We start from the raw sequence: 18381 nt of genomic DNA, 5'->3' as shown, positions 1-18381 counted from the left end.
GAGTGAAAGCAATGGAAGAGCGTAACTTTGATTCGGCCATGAATGACATTCTTGAGAGCGTTGCCGAACAGCTTTACGAAGAGAAGATGCTAGAAGTTTTGAAGATTTACCGGCCCATGATCAATGGAATCGGTGCAATCGTCCAGGTAGCAATCGATGCCAATCTTCCGGAAAGTGCAGTGAGTGCCATTGCCGTAGACCTCTGGAAGGCCGTTGGGATGCCGCCGCAGCGGGACGGCAAGGCATATTGAGAGTTCTCGTCACTGGCTCACGAGAATGGATTGATTGGCGTCTCTTCTCAGACACTTTAAGACGCTGGGCTATGTCTCAGGGATGTGCGCCGCAGGAAGTTGTCATAGTGGCAGGCGGCTGTAAGACCGGAGCCGACGCAATGGCGAAGGCATTCGCTGAAACCTACAGAACGCGGTACGAGGAACACCCTGTTACAGCGGAAGAGTGGGAGAGGCACGGCAAGCGAGCGGCTTACCTGCGAAACGCCCGCATGGTGGATTCTGGGGCTGATGTCTGTTTCGGCTTCAAGCGTGGGAAAAGCGCAGGCACGACAATGACACTCGGCCTGGCTGTAAGGGCTGGCATTCCAGTACATGTGATTAAGGAACAAGGATGACGGAATTCAAGATTGGCGACAAGGTCAGGAATACTTCCCGGAGGCTTGGTCTTACGGGAGTCATTACATATGGCCCCCTCGCAGGGTCCCTCCCCGGCCGTGTAGTGGTGCGCGATGAAGCAGGTGTTGAGCGCATTTGGTTTACTTCGGAAATGGAAAAGCTCCCCAGGTTCAGCAGGGGCGACAAGGTAACCAATTCCAACGGTAGTGTTTTGTACACCGTGGAAAGCGGGCCGTATCCCGACGCAAACGGCGGGGATGGTTTTTACATTCTAAGGTTCCTAAACGGATACGTCACCTCGTCAGAGCGGGTCATGAAGCTTTTCGCTGCCTAGTAGACCTCAAATTTGTGTGGGGCCTCAAAGGAATCTTTGAGGCCCCCTTTTTTGTTGGAGAAAACATGCACGCTTTTACTCCCTGGCCTAAGACTGCTCGCCTTTTCCGGAATGTGATAATCACCGAGAAGATTGACGGCACTAACTCCGCAGTTCACATTAGTGAGCTACCATCATCGGAACTCACACCCGTTGAGGGTGTTTATGTTAGCCATGAGGGCAAGTCCTATTGGCTTAACGCTCAGTCTCGGAAGCGAATGATTACCCCCGAGGCTGACAATTTCGGTTTCGCCAGGTGGGCGTACGACAACGCGGAAGACCTCGTTCGTATTCTTGGCGCCGGGCTCCACTATGGTGAATGGTGGGGTAGGGGCATCCAGCGTGGATACGGCCTGAATGAGAGGCGATTCAGCCTCTTCAATGTATCTCGATGGTACGAGACCGGCCCTGATGGTTTGGACTCCATGAGTACCCGGGCCGAACTTTCTAGTCTGGCAGGCCAGATAGGAGCCGTGCCAGTTCTGTACACAGGAATGCTGAGCACCCCTGTCGTACGATATGAGCTGTCCAAACTCCGTCATACCGGCTCTAAGGTTGCCCCTGGCTACATGAGTCCCGAAGGGGTCTGTATTTACCACACTCAGTCACGAAGTATTTTCAAGGCGACACTAGACCACGATGACGCGGGAAAGTGGGAGACATCTTCCCTCATTTCTGATTAATTACTGAGAACCAGCGGGGCCCCAAGAAAGTCTTGGGGCCCCTTTTTTACTGGAGGACATATGGCTACAGATTCGTTCGGCGTTCCTCTTGAAGTCGGAGATTACATTCTTTCCGCCTCTACCTCCGGGGGTCGGGTAAAAATCGGCACAGTGAAACAGGGTAAGAACGGGCTCTTGATGGACATTGCCTACTCAGCCCATTGCGGCGTCATTGAAAAGTACCCGCAGAAGTCCGGTCAACTTGGGCTGAACGTTCTAGTGCTCCGAAAGGCCAACGGCGCTATTCCCTACCATATTGCTAGTGGCCTTGTGGATTAGGGGGGGGCGAGTAATGACCATGGAAGAGCAGTGCGCGAAATACCTTTCCTGCCTAAACTGGGAACCCTACGCAACTATCATTCCTAACCGAACCCCCGCAGCCAAATATCATGCCGGGCCCCGAAGGGCGAAAAATGCCATCGGGCGCATTGTTGGAACTGCGCCTATTGACACCCAATCTGAGAAGGTAAACGTGGTGTCGGTAGTAGCAGGGGGAGAACTGTATCGCTATGGGGATTCAGGCTGGCAACTCGTCTACCGCGTGGAACATGGCACCCCATTTAGCGAACTGCCATGGAGGCTTAAGACTTGAGCACCCCAATACCGAGAACAGGCAGGCGGAAACGTTGGCACCCCAGTGGGGGAAAGAGTCAGGGTGTTTCCGGTAATAGTCGCATCGTGAAACATAGATACAAGGTCGAAGGCGACTACGGGAAACCTCATCGCCGCCTAATCCGGCGCCTCGAAACCCGCCTATGGAAAAGCGAAATCGAGAACACAGAATAATTTGTTAAGGCAGTTTACAAATGGAGTGCTCATGACTGACCAGCACAGCCCCCGGGCCCTGGAGGGCCGGGCGTACATGAATCTCACTGACTGGATTTCGGACCTCATCAGGTACAGGGCTGACACTGCGGCCCTGGAGGTCATTTGGCGAAACGGCATGAAGACCTTCCCGCAGATGATTCGGAGTGACCATGGCTGACACAGTGCAGTGCGCTCATGAGTACGGCCTTCTGCGCGACTCGTGCCCTGGATGCGACCACATGCAGGAAACCCCTCACAAGGCCGAGCCAGTGAGCGTGCTCCCCTCGTGGGCTAAACGCCCATACCGCAGGTGCCGCGTGTGCTCTCTGCGGCCCTCCCACCGCATCCACACGGCCCACTAACCCGAGAGGCCCCACTATGCCGCTACCGACCCCACAGGCCGTCACACGGCCATCTGTAGACACCTGGGCCCTAGGGATCGCCAGGGCCGTTGCCACCCGAGGGGACTGCCGACGCTCCCAAGTAGGGGCCGTCCTCCTGGACCGCCGCGAGCGACTGTGCATGTCCGGCTACAACGGCACCACCCCGAAGGCCCGAGGCTGCCTAGACGGCATGTGCCCTCGTGGCCGCTCAACCTATGACGAGCTGCCTCCCGGCGGGGATTACAGCAGTTGCATTGCCATTCACGCCGAAGAAAATCTGCTCATTCATGCTCGAAGAGAGGATTTGGAAGGCGGGACCGTTTATATAACCCGTTCCCCCTGCTATCGCTGCAAGGTCCGACTGGAGGCGGCGGGTGTTTGGCGCATTGTATGGCCCCTAGGTGCTGATGATATTGACGCTGTAATTTTCGATGGGAGGCGCGTATATTGACGATTGTTGTATATGAGTTGGGCGACTCTGGCGACAAGGTTCTTGTAGAAGTATTGGTTTATGAATAGAAAGAAAGGGGCCCCCTTAGGGGGCCCCTTTCACCTATTTGCCCTTGAAGGCATCTTCTTTTATCGCTAGCGAGGCTTGCAATTTCTTCATGTTCCCTGGGAGTATCATGTCCATGTGTTCGCTGTCATAGATGATGAACTTTACCCCCGAACGCAATAGATCCTTTTCCATTTTAGCTACTCCTCCATTTTCCCAGCGGGATGCGTAAGTCTCATCCCCCTGGCGTTCGTAAACCCACCGGTCTTTAGTTTCTTCGGGATCGATTCGGGTCAATTCGGCATTTAGTTCCGCAACCTTTTTTTCGGCCTTCTGTTGTACGTACCCCCCAATTGCATATACCCCGCCGGGTTCCAGACCTTTCAAGTATGAATCCAAGGCGGCTTCGATGTTATCCACGCGGGCTTTTACATCTTTGCCCCTCTTATAGGTGCGATATTCGACGGGAAGATGGCCAATCTTCTCGAAAGCAGCCTTGGTTATGTGTGCGTAGACCTCATCGGCGCTTTCCGCGCGTACGCCCGAGCATTGCGGCTCACGCGCCTTTCCCTCGTTACTGCGGCATCGCAAGGGGGCGCGGTCTCTGCGCTTGTGCTTGTACGGTGTCCTGTGACAGTACCCACATTCCAAAACGCCGATGAAGCGGGATTCTTGCTTTTTTGTTCTGTTGATCGGAGGTTTGCGCGTATCGTTTAGCGCTGCCTGAATGTCTTGAAACTCCTCGGGCGTGAAAATCCCTTCGGCAACCTTAATCGGCTCTCCGTTTTCGTCACGAACGATGACTGATGGTTGCGTACTTTTCGTAAGCCCCTTGCGTGTGACTCGGTAGCCCATCAAGGCGGGATTTGTCATTAGAGACCAAAATGTTGATGACTGCCATACTGTTTCTCTCCGCTTTGAGCCTGTAGGGACTCCCGCCCTGTTCCACATGTGAACACAGTATCCCCGACTCTTACCCCGGAGGAGCATTTTCCGAGCCCAATGCAATACCCTGTGTGCAAAAGCGTTAATGGTGAGTTGCTTGTTTCCGCCCTCCCCGGTCACCTCATAGCCGAAAATCGGCTTTCCAATCATATGCCTTGCTGAAAGAGATTTCTTCTGGTACTCCCAGAGCGAAGAAATGCGAAGTTTAATATTCGTGGCTTCGATCCTGGCAATGCCCGCCGTAAGGGTGGCCATGATTTGCCCCATCTCTGAGTGCAAATCAATTGGGTCTTTGAGAGAGATGAGGTCTTTCTGCCACTCCTTACACCACTCAATCATGACGTGTAGATCAAGGATGTTGCGTACGAAGCGGTCCACCTTCCAAAAAAGGATCACATCGAACTCAGGAACACGGTTATTAAGCCAGTTTCCCAATTCTGCCCTCTTCCACGGCGGCACTTTCGTAGCGGAAACATTGAGGTCAATAGCCAGCCCCACTACTCGCATCTGCCTACGAAGTGCCTCCCGGCGTAGGTCAAGCTCCTGCCGTACTGGGCTAGTGGTTTCCTCTGTAAGCACAGAAAGCCTCACGGAAAGCAATGCCCGGGGGGCATCCGCAGGCAAGTTCTTTTCTTCTTCAAGAAGCCGCGCAAGCTCCTGCCGGTCCTGCTCTGTCCACTCGGGCGGGGACCAAACGGCGGACGGCTCCAAGGCTGGGCTACTGGGAAGGGTTGGCAGCGTCGTAGTCATGGCAGGAGGGTCGCACACCCTGTAGCGCCTAGCAAGTTGTGCCAGCACAACCACGGCGACGAGTTCCGCTTCGCCTCCGACCAGCCGCACGTGCGCCTCTACGACGTGCTGCTCGCCGAGACCGACCCCGACCTCGTCTTCCTGGAGATGGACATCTACTGGGCCTACACCGGCCAGTTCCGCTTCTCGAAGACCCCCGACGGCAAGCCCGCCCCCTTCGAGCCGCTCGACTACGTCCTCAAGCAGCCGCACCGCTACCCGCTCTTCCACGTGAAGGACGGCACGCACGACGAGCTGGCGAGCGACGGCTACGACATGACCGACGTCGGTGACGGCGACATCGACTACCTGAGCTTCCTCACCGCCGTGAACCACCGCACCCGCGACGCCCGCCGCGCGCACCACTGGCAGGTCGAGCACGACAACCCCGTGGACTCCTTCCTCTTCGCCCAGAAGTCCTCCGCGCACCTCCACTCCCTGCGCGAGAAGAAGCACCGCTGACCTGCGGCCGGGGCGACCGCCAGGCCGCCCCGGCCACCCCGCCTGACCACGCCTTATGGAGGTGAGGAGCACCCCGGGGACCTGGTAGAGTTATCCATGTCGCCGGGGGAGACGCCGGAAGAACGACAGACACCTTGTCCGGGTGGCGGAATGGCAGACGCGCTAGCTTGAGGTGCTAGTGCCCTTTATCGGGCGTGGGGGTTCAAGTCCCCCCTCGGACACAGAGCGAGGCCCCTCCAGGAGAGATCCTGGAGGGGCCTTTCGCGTGTGTGCCGACGGTACGGGGCGGGGGCGGGCCGGGAAGTGCCCGGTCCCGCCCCCGTGCCCGTCTCAGTCCGTGGCCGTCAGCCGGAGTTCGCCGCCCGTCCAGCGGCGGCGGAGCCAGCGGTCGTGGCTCGCGAGGACGATCGCGCCCGGCCCTGGGCCCAGTGCTTCCTCCAGTTCGTCGCACAGGGCGGGGGAGAGGTGGTTGGTCGGCTCGTCGAGGAGCAGGAGGCCCGGCGGGTTGGCGACGAGGAGGGCGAGGGCGAGGCGGCGGCGCTGGCCCGCGGACAGGCGGGCGACCGGGGTGTCCAGGTCGCGCGCGGCGAAGAGGCCGAGTGCCGTGAGCGGCACGCGTTCCGCACGCGCCGCGCCCAGGCGGCGTACCCAGAACTCCGCCGCAGTGCGCCCGCCTTCCGCGAAGACCGTGTCCTGCGGCAGGAGTCCCACGGTGAGCCCGTCGGCGGCCTCGGCCGTGCCCTCGTGCTCCAGGTAGCCGGCGAGGACCGCGAGGAGCGTCGACTTGCCGGCGCCGTTCGGGCCCGAGACGAGCAGGCGCGCGTCGGGTGCCACGTCGAGCCGGTCGAGCGCGAGCCTGCCCGGGACGCGGATGTCGCGCAGGGCGAGCAGCGGGCCGTCCGGCCCGGCCGCGAGGGCGAGGCCGCGCGCGGCCCTGAAGCGCAGCGGCGGCGGAGGAGCGGGGACCCGGGTGCGCTCCAGGTCCGCGAGGCGGCGGTGGGCGTCGCGCACCCGGCGCGAGACCTGGTGCTCGACGCGGTTGCCCCGGCGCCCGTACCCCATCTTCTCGTTGTCGGAGCGCCAGCGGTTCGGCGCGACGCGGTGCGCGGAGACCCCGGCCCGCTCGCGCAGCCGTTCCACCTCCTCCTGCTCCGCCGCGTACCGCTCCTCCCAGCGGGCCCGCGCCGCGGCCCGTACCGCGCGGTACTCCGTATACGTGCCGCCGTGCCGGACGGGGCCGCCCACCGCCGGGTCGAGGTCGAGCAGGTCCGTGCAGACCGCGTCGAGGAAGGCGCGGTCGTGGCTCGCGAGGACGACGGCGCCGGGCAGTTCGCGCAGGCGCTCCTCCAGGAAGGCCGCCGCCGCGTCGTCCAGGTGGTTCGTCGGCTCGTCGAGGAGCAGCGCGGTGGGGCGGCGCACGAGGAGCGCGGCGAGGGCGAGCCGCCCGCGCTGGCCGCCGGAGAGCGAACCGAGGGTGTGCGTGGGCGCGAGCCCGCCGAGGCCGAGGCCGTCGAGCGCGCGTGCCGCGCGGCGGTCGGCGTCCCACACCTCGCGGGCCTGCGCGCGGGCGAGGGTCCGCTCGTAGGCGGCGAGCAGGTCCGCGTACGCCGGGCTCTCCTCGGCGGTCGCGGCGAGTTCCGTGCCGAGGCGGTCGAGCGCGGCGAGGTCCGCGCGGGCCTCGCGCAGAGCGGCCTCGACGACGTCCGTGATCGTCTCGCGCGCGGTGAACGGCAGTTCCTGGTGGAGGAAGCCGAGGTCGGCGGGGCGCTCCACGGTGCCGGAGACGGGGTGGTCGGCTTCGGCGAGGAGGCGCAGCAGGGTCGATTTGCCCGCGCCGTTCTCGCCGATGACGCCGAGGCGGCGGCCCGGGGAGACGGTGAGCGAGACGGCGTCGAGGACACGACGGCCGCCGAGTACCTGCACGAGGTCCCGGGCGCGCAGGACGGGGGCGGGGGAGGGCATGGGGAACCACCAAGGAGGACGCGGTACGGCGGGTGGGCAGGACGAGCGGGCCACCCGGCCCGGCGCACCCTGCGCCCGCCGGTGGCCCGGGGCTCCGGACTCATCCGGAGATGTCGTCGTCTCCCGCCACCACTCTCGCGACCTCCGTACGGATACGTGCCACGCAGCCTAACAAGCCCCCGCTCAGCCGGTCGCGCCCCTTTTCGGCATCCCCTCCGTCGTGAGGAAGTAGAAGACGGGGAGGACCACGAAGACGCCGAGCGCGACGAGCGGCGTCACGAACACGCCGAGCAGTCCTGCGAGTACGTACGCGACGACCCCGACCGCCGAGCGCGTCACGCCGTGCCGGAGGTAGCCGGGCTCGACATGCGGCTCCATGAGCGCGGGGCGGCCGAGCAGGAACCGGTAGAGCACGAGCCACGCCGTGCACATGAGCGCGGCGACGAAGGCGTACAGGGCCACGGCGGTGCGCGCGTCGCGCCCGGTCGCCGACTCGCTGAGCGTCTCCGAGACGACGGAGGTGGGGAAGGCGAGCGCCGAGGTGATGCCGACGAGCGCGAGGTTCCAGCCGGAGAGCGCGCGGTCCACGCTGCGGATGCGCGCGAACGCCTGGTGGTGGTTGAGCCAGATCACGCCCACGTAGCTGAACGAGGCGACGTAGCCGACGTAGGCGGGCCACTGGTGGAGCAGGGCACGCGGGAGCCCGCCGTTGCGGTGCGGCGGGTCGTTCAGCTCCAGGACGAGGAGCGTGAGCGCGACCGCGAAGACGCCGTCGCTGATCGCTTCGAGGCGTGAGGTGTCGCTGCGCCGGAAGCGCGCCGAGGGATCGCGCTCCGCGTGCGCCCCGGGCCCCGGGCTGTCCCCGGGCGGTCCGGGCTTCGGCTCGTGCGGCACGGCGGCGGCTCCCCTCGGACCCGGTCCCGCGCCGGGCTCCGCCGCACTATGCCGCGCGGGGGCGGCGGCGGGCGGGTGCCGGGGCCGGGAGGTCCATCGGGCGGGTCAGCGGTGCGGGGCCCCTAGGCCGCGCGCGGGCCCCTGCCGCCGTGGGCGTGGGCGGGTCCGTCCGCCGGGCGGGGCAGCGCCGGGGGCGGGACGGGGACCGTCCGCAGGGCGAGCGGGAGCGTCTCCACCGGGAGCGGGTCAGGGACCGGCTCGCGCGGAGGGGCCTCCTGCGGCGGCGGTACGGAGGCGGAGCCGCGTACGACCGTCGAGGCGCCCGGCTGCCGTGCCGAGGCGCGGCTCAGCAGGACGACGCCCCAGGCGGCGACGAGCGCTCCGCCGAGCGTGAGGCCGAGACCGGGGGCGCCGCCGCGCAGGTGCTCGCCGAGGAGGCTGAGGCCGACGACCGCCGCCGCGACCGGGTTCGCGAGGGTGAGGACGGCGAGCGGGGCGCCGAGCCCGCCCCGGTAGGCGGTCTGGGCGAGGAGCAGGCCGCCCGCCGCGAAGGCGGCGACGAGCAGCGCGACGATCCCGGCCTGCCACAGCGGCAGGTGCGGGCCGCCCGCCGAGACGGTGAGGGTCTGGGTGAGGGCGGAGGCGATGCCCGAGGCGAGCCCGGAGGCGGTCGCGTGGCGCAGGCCGGGGCGACCGCCGGGGCGGGCGAGGAGCGCGAGGAGCGTGGAGGTCGCGCCCGCGACGAGGAGCGCCTCCGTGAGCGAGAGCGCGTCGTCGGGGGCGGGACCCGAGGCCGTGAGCAGGAGGGCGGCGAGGCCGGCGAGGGTGAGCACGGTGCCCTGCCACTCGCGGCGTGCCACGCGGCGTCCGGCGCGGTGCGCGCCGAGCGGGACCGCGGCGACGAGGGTCAGCGCGCCGAGCGGTTGGACGAGGGTGAGCGTCCCGTAGCGCAGCGCGGCGACGTGCAGCAGCGCGCCACCCGCGTTGAGCCCGACGGCCGCCCACCAGGCGCTGTTGGCGAGCAGGCGCAGGCCGCCGCCGTGGCCCTGCGCGGCGGTGCGCGCCGCGAGGCGCTCCTGGGCGACGGCGGCGGTCGCGTAGGCGACGGCCGAGATCAGCGAGAGCGCGACCGCGAGGAGGGTGGCGGTCATCGGCTCGCGCCGTGCGGGAGGAGCCGCCGCAGGGGCGGGCGGGGAACGGGGCGGGAGCGCGAGAGGCGGGCCGATGGGCGCGGGACGACGAGCAGGGCGATGCCGAGGAGGGCGGAGACGACGAGCACGTCCATCCAGTAGTGGTTGGCGGTGCCGACGATCACCAGGAGCGTGGTCGCGGGGTGCAGCAGCCACAGCCAGCGGGCCCGGTGGCGCCCGGCGGCGATGAAGCCGATCGCGACCATGAGGGCCCAGCCGAAGTGCAGCGAGGGCATCGCGGCGAACTGGTTGGAGACGGAGTCGGTCTGCGGGGTCGAGCCGTAGACCGTGGGCCCGTAGACGAGCCCGGTGTCCATGAGGTGGGTCGCGGCGAGCATGCGCGGGGGCGCGAGCGGGAAGAGCAGGTGCCCGGCGAGCGCGATCCCGGTCAGGACCGCGAGGACGCGGCGCGACCACACGTAGTGCGCGGGCTTCTTCCAGTAGAGCCAGACGAGGAAGGCGAGCGTGAGCGGGAAGTGCACGGTCGCGTAATAGGTGTTGGCGACGTGCACCAGGCTGTCGCTGTGCAGCAGCAGTGCCTGTATGTCCGTCTCGCTCGGAAGGTGGAGATACCGCTCCAGATCCCATATGTGATCCGCGTTACGGTATGCCTCCGAAATGTGTCCGTTCGCCAGCTTCCGCCCCAGTTTGTAGAGGAGGAAGAGTCCGACGACGAGCAGCAGTTCGCGGACGAGGGGTGGTCGGGCAGTGGTGTCCGGCTCCCGTGTCGCGGACCTGGAACGGGCGGTACTCATGCCCGGGGCCCCTTTGACGTGACGACTTGGTGGTGCGGTAGGGGCAGGGGTGACCCCTGGAGCCCAGCGGTACGCCAGTGTACCGGTACGACGTCGTATCGGTACACTTTCGTATCGGTACACCGGCGTACCGGTACTGCCACGTATCGATACGCCAGCGTACCGGTACACTGGCGTACCGGACGAGCGGATTTCTTGCTCTTCCCGATACGACTGCCGTACCGACCGCCATGGAGCCATGGGCCGCCGCCGGAGGACGAGGAGAGCGCGATGACCGCCGAAGCCGTCGAAGTCACCGACGAGAACCCAGCCGCCTCGCGCCGGTCCAAGCTCACGCCCGAGCGCGAGCAGGAGTTCTACGAGGCCGTGCTCGACCAGATCAGGCGCTGCGGGTACGACGCGCTGACGATGGAGGGCATCGCGCTGCGCACCCGGTGCAGCAAGTCCACGCTCTACCGGCAGTGGCGCACCAAGCAGCAGTTCGTCGCCGCCGCGCTGCGCGCCCGGACCAAGGAGCGCTTCAGCGGCATCGACACCGGGAGCCTGGCGGGCGATCTGCTCGCCGCGGCGCATGCGGCGGGGAGCGGCAGTTTCGGCGACACGCTGCTCGTCCAGGCGCTGACCCAGGCAGCGCTCCACGACCCGGACCTGAAGAAGGTCCTGCGCGAGACGCTCGTCGACCCCGAGCTGGCCGCGATCGGCGCCATGCTCGACCGGGGTGTCGCGCGCGGGGAACTGCGTGCCGACCACCCCGCCCGCCCGTACGTCGCCTCCCAGCTCCTCGGCGTGCTGCGGATGCGGACCTTCATCGACGGCAAGCACGCGGACACGCCGTACATGGAGTGCTTCGTGCGCGCGGTGCTGCTGCCCGTCCTCGGTCTGGAGGACCCGGAAGCGGCGGGGGAGCGGGACGCGGGCGAGAGCCCCTAGAGACCGGCGGTCGTCGTACCGGCGGATGAAGGACGACGACGCGCCCGCGCCGCACCGTGGGGACGGGGGCGGCGCACCCGGGCCCGGTGCCCCTTCCCCATGAGCGGTGGGAAGGGACACCGGGCCTTTTCGCTGTGCATCGGGCTGCACCGGGCTCCCGCGTGTCGGGTGCCGGGCCTCTCGTCCGAGAGGCCCGGCACGGGCGGTTCAGGCGTTCTCGCCCGTGCCGCCCCCGGCGGTTCCGGCCTCGCCCGCCTTGATGCCGTCGAGCAGCCCGTCGAGCACCGAGAGCTTCGGCGCGTCGTCGCTGATGTCGAGCCCGACGCGCAGGACGACCATCTGCTTCGTGGTGGGGGAGGGGAAGGCGACGCTCTCGGTGTAGCCGTCCGGGCCCTTGCTCGTGACGACCTTCCAGCGCACGAGGTAGCCCTCGCTGCCCGCGATCCGCACCGGCTTCGCCGCGTCCACGCTGTGCGAGGTGATGTCCCCGTACGCGCCGCCGCCGTAGGAGTCCTCGGCGTTCTTCGCGATGTCGGCCTTCGCGATCTCCTCCGCGGTCTTCGCGGTGATGCCGAGGGCGACGGCGGGCACCGACTGGACCCCGCCGTGCACGCAGCTGTCCTCGTCGCCCGCGGAGGGGTCGGGCACCGGGCAGGCGTAGGAGCCCGCGTTGACGGAGGCGCCCGTGGTGAGGCTCTGGCCCTCCCAGCCCTTCGGCACGGGGATGCGCAGGCCGTTGACGAGATCCGGCACCGTGCCCGAGCGCACCGTCCCGCTCCCGCCGCCGCTGCCCCCGCCGCCCTCGCCGCGCTGGCGCGGCGGCGTGGAGGGGTTCCCGCCGTCCGGCGCGCCCGGCTCGCGGGGCGCGGAGGCGGCCGGGCTCTTCGCGTCGTCGTCATCACCGGCGACGAGCGCCCAGCTCCCGACGCCGAGCACGGCGAGCAGCACGACGCCGACCGAGATCCCGGCGATCCACCGCCCCCGCCCGCGCCGCGGCGCGGGCGGCATCCCGTAGGGGCCGTAGCCGCCGTAGGGACCGGGGACCCCCGGCTGCGGGGCACCGTAGGAGCCGCTCGCGCCGTAGGGGGCGGCCGGGGGGTACGGGGGCTGGGGGCGGTACGGGGGCTGCGGGGCGGAGGGGCCGGGGGCGGACGGGGCCTGCGCGGACGGGGCTTGCGCGGTGGGAGCCTGCGCGGTGGCCGGGGCCTGCGGGGCGGAGGTGTCCAGCGGTGTGGCCGGGTCCCGCGTGGCGGCCGGGTCCCGAGGGTCCCGGCTCTCGGACGGCGCGTCGGCGGGTATCCCCGCGGGGGCGGTGCCCGGGGGCTCTGCGGGCGCGGCCTGCCGGGTCCTGTCGGTCCAGACCGTGCCGTCCCACCAGCGCTCGCCGCGTGGGCCCTCGCCCGAGTGCCCGGGGTCGGGGTACCAGCCGGGAGGAGTCTGTGGGGTCATGCCGCTCACCCTAGGCCGTGGTGCTGAAAATCGGATGAGAGGCGGCATGATAGCCGCTGGGACCGGAGGTCGCCTGAATTCGTGTCATATTCGGGCCCTGCGGTTAGGCTCGCCTCCGTGCGGACCGGGCCCGGCGGCCGAACTGCCGACCAACTCCCGGTCCTGGCAACGGCGGACGGGCAGGGGAGCGGGCAGGATGACGGCGAACGCGCGACAAGGCGCCCACGACCACGGCGAGTCCCCGTACGGCGAGGTGCCGGGGAACGGCGCGGGCGCCTCGTACAGCGGTGAGGCGCTGTGGGAGCGCGAGCGGGAACTGCGGCTCGTGGACGAGGCGATCGAGCGGCTCTGCGAGGACCGCGAGGGCGGCGGCAGCCTCCTCGTCTTCAGCGGCGTCGCCGGCATCGGCAAGACCCGGCTCCTCCAGGAGGTGCGCAGGCGGGCCACCGCGCGGGCGGCGGTGTGGAGCGCGCGGGGCGGGCAGACGGTCAGCTCGGTGCCGTTCAACCTCGTTCGGCAACTGCTCCAGCACAGCCTGCTCGCGATGACACCCGAGGAGGCCCGCGCCTACCTCGGCGAGCGCCACGACGTCGTGGGCCCCGCGCTCGGGATAGCGGACCCCGGCGGGCGCACCGCCGACCCGCGCGGCGTCATCGACTCGCTCGTCTCCGTCGTCACCCGCCTCGTCCAGGCGGACTGGCCCGTCGTCATCCTCGTCGACGACGTGCACTGGGCCGATCCCGAGACCCTCGACTGGCTCGCGGCCTTCGCCAAGACGCTCGACTCGACGAAGGTGCTGCTCGTCGTGGCGCTGCGCGAGGACGGGGCCACAGGGCGCACGGCCCAGTACCTCAAGAGCCTCGTGGATCAGGCGCGCCCGGCGGGCAACAGGCTCCAGCCCCTCGGCCCGGTCGCGGCGGCCGAGCTGACGCGTGCGACCTTCGGCTCGCTCGCGGAGGACGGCTTCTGCCGCGAGGTGTGGGCGGTGACCGGAGGGAACCCGTACGAGACCGTCGAACTGCTCAGCAAGGCGCGCGAGAACGGCGTCAGGGCCGTCGAGTCCGAGGCCGGGCAGTTGCGCGGCCTCAACGCCGCCTCGCGCGGCACCGGGCTGGTCGAGCGGATCGAGGCGCTCGGCGCCGGGGCCCTCAACCTCGCCCGCTCCGCCGCCGTGCTCGGCACCGACATCACGCTCCCGCTCGCCGCGCGGCTCAGCGACATGCCGCTCGACGAGGCGGCCACGCACCTCGCCAGGCTCCGCGCCGCGCGCGTCCTGGCCGGTTCCGACGACGACCTCCAGTTCGTCCACCCGCTCATCGCCACCGCCGTCCACGAGTCGATGCGCCCCTTCCACCGCACGGCCCTGCACGGGCGGGCCGCCGATCTCGTCATGGAGTCGGGGCGCGGCCCCGCCGCCGCCTCGCGCCACCTGCTCCAGCTCGTCCCCGACGACGACCCGCACGTCGTGGCGCAACTGCGCGCCGCCGCCCGCGAACACCTCGCCGTCGGCGCCCCGGAGGCGGCCAGGCTCTGTCTGGAGCGCGCGCTGCTCGAACCGCCCGCGCCCGGGGCGCACGCGCAGGTCAGCTACGAGCTGGGCTGCGCGACGCTCCTCACCGACCTGGGCAGCACCGTGCGGCACCTGCGCGCGGCACTCGAACTGCCCGACGGGCTGCGGGGCAAGGACAGGATCGACGCCGTCTGCCGCCTCTCGCAGGCCCTCGTCCACCTCGACCGGCTGCGTGAGGCCGTCGACGCGGTGGACCGCGAGGCGGCCCTGCTCGACGAGGGGCCGGACCGGATGCGGCTCCAGGGCGTGCACTTCATGTGGGAGGGGATCTTCGCGCGCGAGAACGACGCGGAGGGCCGCTCGGCGCGGCTCGCGGCGCTCGCCGATCCGCTCACCGGGCGCGACACCTCCGAGCGGGCCCTGCTCATCCTGCGCGCCTTCGACGTCATGGCGCGCGGCGAGAACGCGGAGCAGGCGGTGGAGCTGTGCGACCGCGCCCTCGTCAACGGGCAGCTCCCGCCCGGCCTCGGCTGGACCGACACCGAGTGGAGCTTCGAGCTGCTCGTCATGCTCGGCGGCGCGTACATCTTCTCGGACCGGCTCGACCGCGCGTCGAGCCTCTTCACCGAGGCGCTCGACGTGTACCGGCGCCAGGGCTGGAGCGGCAACCACCTCGGTGTGGCGCAGGCGTTCGTGGGCTATGTGAAGCGGCGGCGCGGGCAGTTGCGCGACGCGCGGGGGATGCTCAAGGAGGCGCTGCGGCTCGCGGACCGGGTGGGCTCGCGGATGCCGCTGCACTGGGACATCGTGTGCATGCTCGCGGACACGCTGCTCGCGCAGGGCGAGGTGCGCGAGGCCGAGGAGCTGATGGAGCAGTACGCGTTCCGGCCGCCCTATCCCGACGTCATCGTGCTGCCGGACGCGGCGGCGGTACGGGGCAGGCTGCTGCTCGCGCTCGGGCGGCGCAAGGAGGCGATCGACGAACTGGAGGCGGGGCTCGTCTCGCTCACCGCGCGGGGCTGGCACAACACGGTGCTCGCGCCCGTGCACGGCGAACTCGCCCTCGCCGTCGCGCCCGACGACCCGGGCCGGGCCGCCGAACTCGTCGCCACCGCGCGGCGCGCGGCCGAACGCTTCGGCACCGACACGGCGATCGGCGAATCGCTGCGCCAGGCCGCGGCGGTGAGTGAGGGCCAGTACGCCGCCTCGCTCCTGGCCCGCGCGGTCACCTACCTCGAACACTCGCCCTGTTCCTACGAACACGCCCGCGCCCGCGTCGAGTACGGCCTCGTCACGCGCTCGCGCAAGGAACTCGACCGCGGCCTCACGCTCGCCAGGAGCTGTGGGGCCACGGGCCTCGCGCGGCTCGCCGCGACCACGCTGGAGGAGGGCAGGGGGCTGTACTGAGAGGTGGGGGAATCCTCCCTTCCCGGTGAAGCACCGGCAAAGCGGTCAGCCGAAAAGGAATGGTCGGAATCGCCCATTCCGCAGGTGATTCCGCGCGGAAGCGGGCGCACCGGACACGCAGGTCACTGATTCATCAAAAAACCCGTCAACTTCCGGTCAGAACTAGGCATGTGACGATCTTGCGCCTACGGTGGTGCGGCGAGCGACGGCACGCCGCGTCGCGGTACGCAAGCACACCGAGGTTCAGGGACTTCCCACATGCTGATAGAGGTCGTGGCCGCAGCCGTCGTCGCCGGCGGGGCCACCGCTGCGGCGACCGGAGGCCCACTCGTCGCGGCGCGCCGGCGCGCCAGGCGGGCCGGCGAGGACATACGCGAGGCGTACGCGGCGCGGGACGCCGCGCTCGCCGCCGAGGGAGCCGCGCGGGCGGAGGCGGGGGCCGCGCGCACGGAGGCGCGTACCGTCCGCGAGACGGTCGAACGGGAGACGCGCCACCTGCTGGAAGCGCGCATGCCCGCTCTCCTCTCGCACCTGCGCACCCCGCACGTCACCGTCCCCGGGCTGCTCACGCCCGAACTCGCCGGGACCGCCGTCGACCGGCTCCACCGCGCGCTCCTCGACGCGGTCGCCGAAGGCGTCGCCGCCGAGAGCGAGCGGGTCGACGAGGCCGGACGGGCCGTCGTGCGCGGCGCGATGAGCCGCGTGCACTCGCTGCAACTGCGCCTCCAGGACGGCCTGAGCGAGATCCAGCGCCGCCACCCCGACGCCGACCCCGCGCTCATGGCCGACGTCCTCGCGCTCGACATGCTCAACGAGCTGATCGGGCGCGCCGCGCAGACCCCGGCCCTCGCCACCGGCTCCACGCCGATGCTCTTCCGCGACGACACGCACCTCGTGGACATCGCGGTGAGCGCCGCGAGCCGGGTCCGCGACTTCAAGGAGCGCGTCGGCGAACCCGTCAACCACCTGACCCGCTCCGTCGGCGTCATGGCGCAGTCCGTCGAGCCCCTGCGCGCGGTCCTCGCCGAACTCCTCGCCAACGCCGTCCACTTCTCGCACGGCACGCTCAAGGTCGACGTCTCGCTGCACGAGACGCAGACCGGCGCGAGCGTCATCGTCGAGGACGCGGGCGTCGGCCTCAACGCCGAGCAGTTCGCCCGCGCGGAGCGCCTGCTCAGCGGCGCGCACCCGGTGCGGCTCGTGGAACTCGGCGACCCGCCGCAGACCGGCTGGGCCGCGATCGGCGCGCTCGTGCGCCAGTACGGCTTCCAGGTCTCGCTGAAGAAGAGCAGCTACGGGGGCGTCGCCGCCGTCGTGAGCGTCCCCGCGGCCCTCCTCGTCGAGATGCCCGAGGGCCACGCCCCCTCGGTGCACGCCCCCGCGCCCGTACGGACCCCGGAGCCGGCCGCGCCGCTGCCCGCCGGGGTGCGCAGCGTGACCCGTACCGCCGAGACCGGCGACCCCACGGCGCTGCCGCGCCGCCGCCGCAAGACGCGCGAGCGCGGTACGGGCGGTCCCGTCGCGCCCGTCGCCGAACTGCCGCGCCTGGAGCCCCGCGAGGCCAAGGCCCGCTGGGGCGGCTGGCAGGCGGGCCGCGACAGGGGCCGCGAGGCCGTCGAGGCCGTCGAGCGCGAGAGCGCCGGGGCGACGCCCCACTCCACCCGCGAGGACACCCGCTCGCCCCAGGACCCACCCCACAGTCGCCCGTCCGAGGACGTGCGGGCGGCAGGGTCCGGGAACACCCCCGTACCCCCCACGGAACGCGCACCGCACGAGGGGCCGCGCAGCACCCCCCGGACGGCCCCCGCGCAGCAGAGAGGACACGACCTGTGAACAGCCAGGGAACCCCGCCGGTGAAGGGCGCCCCGCTCGCCCGGAACCTGTCGTGGGTACTGGAGCCCCTGCTCGAACTCCCGCACGTGGAGGGCGGCGTCGTGTTCAGCAGGGACGGGCTCATCCTGGGCGCCGCGCCCGGCGTCGCCACCGAGGACGGCGAGGCGGTCGCCGCGGTCACGAGTTCGACGCTCGGCAGCGTCCGCGCGCTCGTGGACCGCGCGGCGCAGGGCAAGGACCGCACGATCGACGAGGTCGTCGTCTCCACCCCGCAGGGCCTCTACTACGTCGCGCCCGCGGGCGAGGGCGCGGGACTCGTCCTGTGGGCGGGCCGGGAAGCCGACCTCGGGCGGATCGCCTACGAGGTGCAGGTCCAGGTGGGCAAGCTGGTCGCGGCGCTGAGCGAGGCCGCGAAGAGCAGGACCGCCGGCGCATGACCCCGCCCCGCAGGCGCCTCGTTCCCGACTACGTCGCGACCGCCGGGCTCGAAGTCCCCACGCGGATCGGCGTGGAGCGCACGACGCTGCTCCACGCCGAGCCCGGCGCCCGCACCGAGGGGCTCGACGCGGCGGCGCGCCGGCTGCTCTCGCTCGTCGAGGACGAGGGCACGCTCTCCGTCTACGAGTGCGCGGCGCAGCTCGGGCTGCCCTACGCCGTCGTCCGCATGATGGCCGCCGCGCTCGCCGCGAGCGGCGCCGTCATGACCCGCGAGCCCCCGGCCCCCGCCCAGCTCCCCGACCCCGCACTCCTGGATGTGGTGCTCCATGGCCTCCGTGCCCTCTGACCTGGCCCCCGCGCCCGGCATCCCGGCTCCCGAACCCGGCTTCGCGGCTCCCGCGGGACCG

At 69.1% G+C, this 18381-nt stretch carries 16 protein-coding genes, 1 tRNA gene and 1 pseudogene; 12 read left to right on the top strand and 6 right to left on the bottom strand.

Features of this window, described 5'->3' with window-relative positions:
• The first annotated feature begins 2 nt into the window (after positions 1 to 2).
• The 5 genes from STTU_RS34500 (at position 3) to STTU_RS03715 (ending at position 3365) form a co-directional block, all read left to right on the top strand.
• Positions 3 to 251, top strand: a complete 249-nt coding sequence (locus STTU_RS34500) for a hypothetical protein (RefSeq protein WP_158678768.1) — start codon at positions 3 to 5, stop codon at positions 249 to 251.
• The gene (locus STTU_RS36145; protein ID WP_199784994.1) at positions 248 to 628 is read left to right on the top strand and encodes an SLOG family protein; all 381 of its coding nucleotides are present in this window, start codon (positions 248 to 250) and stop codon (positions 626 to 628) included. The genes STTU_RS34500 and STTU_RS36145 overlap by 4 nt, the downstream gene beginning before the upstream one ends.
• On the top strand, positions 625 to 963 hold the full coding sequence (locus STTU_RS34495) for a hypothetical protein (RefSeq protein WP_158678767.1): 339 nt from the start codon (positions 625 to 627) through the stop codon (positions 961 to 963). Before STTU_RS36145 ends, STTU_RS34495 begins: the two co-directional genes overlap by 4 nt.
• 65 nt (positions 964 to 1028) lie before the next feature.
• Positions 1029 to 1685 carry an RNA ligase family protein gene (locus STTU_RS36140; RefSeq protein ID WP_063894598.1) on the top strand — a complete coding sequence of 219 codons (657 nt, stop codon included), beginning with the start codon at positions 1029 to 1031 and terminating at the stop codon, positions 1683 to 1685.
• A 1224-nt stretch (positions 1686 to 2909) separates the two neighbouring features.
• Positions 2910 to 3365, top strand: coding sequence for a cell division protein DedD (locus STTU_RS03715; protein ID WP_043254013.1), 456 nt, complete (start codon positions 2910 to 2912; stop codon positions 3363 to 3365).
• A 102-nt stretch (positions 3366 to 3467) separates the two neighbouring features.
• Here the strand turns inward: STTU_RS03715 and STTU_RS32360 are convergent, their stop codons facing one another.
• Positions 3468 to 5105, bottom strand: coding sequence for a recombinase family protein (locus STTU_RS32360; protein ID WP_078518905.1), 1638 nt, complete (start codon positions 5103 to 5105; stop codon positions 3468 to 3470).
• Positions 5106 to 5138: 33 nt separating this feature from the next.
• Here STTU_RS32360 and STTU_RS03710 point away from each other — a divergent pair.
• Positions 5139 to 5606, top strand: a pseudogene (locus STTU_RS03710) (sugar phosphate isomerase/epimerase); the annotation flags it as partial.
• Positions 5607 to 5742: 136 nt separating this feature from the next.
• A tRNA-Leu gene (locus STTU_RS03705) sits at positions 5743 to 5827 on the top strand.
• 109 nt (positions 5828 to 5936) lie between these two features.
• Here STTU_RS03705 and STTU_RS03700 read toward each other — a convergent pair.
• The 4 genes from STTU_RS03700 to STTU_RS03685 all read right to left on the bottom strand — a co-directional run bounded on the left by STTU_RS03700 (position 5937) and on the right by STTU_RS03685 (position 10407).
• Positions 5937 to 7568: an ABC-F family ATP-binding cassette domain-containing protein gene (locus tag STTU_RS03700; RefSeq protein ID WP_007819957.1), complete on the bottom strand. Its 1632-nt coding sequence runs from the start codon at positions 7566 to 7568 to the stop codon at positions 5937 to 5939.
• A gap of 183 nt (positions 7569 to 7751) precedes the next feature.
• Complete coding sequence (locus STTU_RS03695) at positions 7752 to 8462, bottom strand: TMEM175 family protein (RefSeq protein WP_007819955.1); 711 nt, start codon at positions 8460 to 8462, stop codon at positions 7752 to 7754.
• A gap of 122 nt (positions 8463 to 8584) precedes the next feature.
• Complete coding sequence (locus STTU_RS03690; RefSeq protein WP_007819953.1) at positions 8585 to 9613, bottom strand: DMT family transporter; 1029 nt, start codon at positions 9611 to 9613, stop codon at positions 8585 to 8587.
• On the bottom strand, positions 9610 to 10407 hold the full coding sequence (locus STTU_RS03685; RefSeq protein ID WP_043254011.1) for a phosphatase PAP2 family protein: 798 nt from the start codon (positions 10405 to 10407) through the stop codon (positions 9610 to 9612). The genes STTU_RS03690 and STTU_RS03685 overlap by 4 nt, the downstream gene beginning before the upstream one ends.
• Before the next feature lie 270 nt (positions 10408 to 10677).
• On the opposite strand from STTU_RS03685, the gene STTU_RS03680 reads away from it, so the two are divergent.
• On the top strand, positions 10678 to 11337 hold the full coding sequence (locus tag STTU_RS03680; RefSeq protein WP_043254010.1) for a TetR/AcrR family transcriptional regulator: 660 nt from the start codon (positions 10678 to 10680) through the stop codon (positions 11335 to 11337).
• Positions 11338 to 11544: 207 nt separating this feature from the next.
• Here the strand turns inward: STTU_RS03680 and STTU_RS32355 are convergent, their stop codons facing one another.
• Entirely contained in the window at positions 11545 to 12786 is a 1242-nt protein-coding gene (locus STTU_RS32355) for a DUF2510 domain-containing protein (RefSeq protein WP_043254008.1), read from the bottom strand.
• Between the two features lie 196 nt (positions 12787 to 12982).
• Between STTU_RS32355 and STTU_RS03670 the strand changes: the two genes are divergently transcribed.
• The 4 genes from STTU_RS03670 to STTU_RS03655 all read left to right on the top strand — a co-directional run bounded on the left by STTU_RS03670 (position 12983) and on the right by STTU_RS03655 (position 18320).
• Positions 12983 to 15703 (top strand): ATP-binding protein, encoded by a 2721-nt coding sequence (locus STTU_RS03670; RefSeq protein ID WP_007819948.1) that lies wholly within the window; start codon positions 12983 to 12985, stop codon positions 15701 to 15703.
• Positions 15704 to 15961: 258 nt separating this feature from the next.
• Positions 15962 to 17536, top strand: a complete 1575-nt coding sequence (locus STTU_RS03665; protein WP_007819946.1) for an ATP-binding protein — start codon at positions 15962 to 15964, stop codon at positions 17534 to 17536.
• A complete protein-coding gene (locus tag STTU_RS03660) occupies positions 17533 to 17973 on the top strand; it encodes a roadblock/LC7 domain-containing protein (protein WP_010273053.1) in 441 nt (146 codons plus the stop codon). The genes STTU_RS03665 and STTU_RS03660 overlap by 4 nt, the downstream gene beginning before the upstream one ends.
• Entirely contained in the window at positions 17970 to 18320 is a 351-nt protein-coding gene (locus tag STTU_RS03655) for a DUF742 domain-containing protein (protein ID WP_010273052.1), read from the top strand. Before STTU_RS03660 ends, STTU_RS03655 begins: the two co-directional genes overlap by 4 nt.
• Positions 18321 to 18381: the final 61 nt, after the last annotated feature.

Origin of the sequence: Streptomyces sp. Tu6071 (genome assembly GCF_000213055.1) — a bacterium.
Taxonomy (GTDB): Bacteria; Actinomycetota; Actinomycetes; order Streptomycetales; family Streptomycetaceae; genus Streptomyces; species Streptomyces evansiae.
This window is presented reverse-complemented; position numbering and strand designations above follow the sequence as displayed.

Bases quoted from the DNA above. Each gene is read 5' to 3' on its own strand.
- STTU_RS34495 (WP_158678767.1), top strand. From the start codon at position 625: ATGACGGAATTCAAGATTGGCGACAAGGTCAGGAATACTTCCCGGAGG.
- STTU_RS36140 (WP_063894598.1), top strand. From the start codon at position 1,029: ATGCACGCTTTTACTCCCTGGCCTAAGACTGCTCGCCTTTTCCGGAAT.
- STTU_RS03715 (WP_043254013.1), top strand. From the start codon at position 2,910: ATGCCGCTACCGACCCCACAGGCCGTCACACGGCCATCTGTAGACACC.
- STTU_RS32360 (WP_078518905.1), bottom strand. From the start codon at position 5,105: ATGACTACGACGCTGCCAACCCTTCCCAGTAGCCCAGCCTTGGAGCCG.
- STTU_RS03700 (WP_007819957.1), bottom strand. From the start codon at position 7,568: ATGCCCTCCCCCGCCCCCGTCCTGCGCGCCCGGGACCTCGTGCAGGTA.
- STTU_RS03690 (WP_007819953.1), bottom strand. From the start codon at position 9,613: ATGACCGCCACCCTCCTCGCGGTCGCGCTCTCGCTGATCTCGGCCGTC.
- STTU_RS03685 (WP_043254011.1), bottom strand. From the start codon at position 10,407: ATGAGTACCGCCCGTTCCAGGTCCGCGACACGGGAGCCGGACACCACT.
- STTU_RS03680 (WP_043254010.1), top strand. From the start codon at position 10,678: ATGACCGCCGAAGCCGTCGAAGTCACCGACGAGAACCCAGCCGCCTCG.
- STTU_RS32355 (WP_043254008.1), bottom strand. From the start codon at position 12,786: ATGACCCCACAGACTCCTCCCGGCTGGTACCCCGACCCCGGGCACTCG.
- STTU_RS03670 (WP_007819948.1), top strand. From the start codon at position 12,983: ATGACGGCGAACGCGCGACAAGGCGCCCACGACCACGGCGAGTCCCCG.
- STTU_RS03665 (WP_007819946.1), top strand. From the start codon at position 15,962: ATGCTGATAGAGGTCGTGGCCGCAGCCGTCGTCGCCGGCGGGGCCACC.
- STTU_RS03655 (WP_010273052.1), top strand. From the start codon at position 17,970: ATGACCCCGCCCCGCAGGCGCCTCGTTCCCGACTACGTCGCGACCGCC.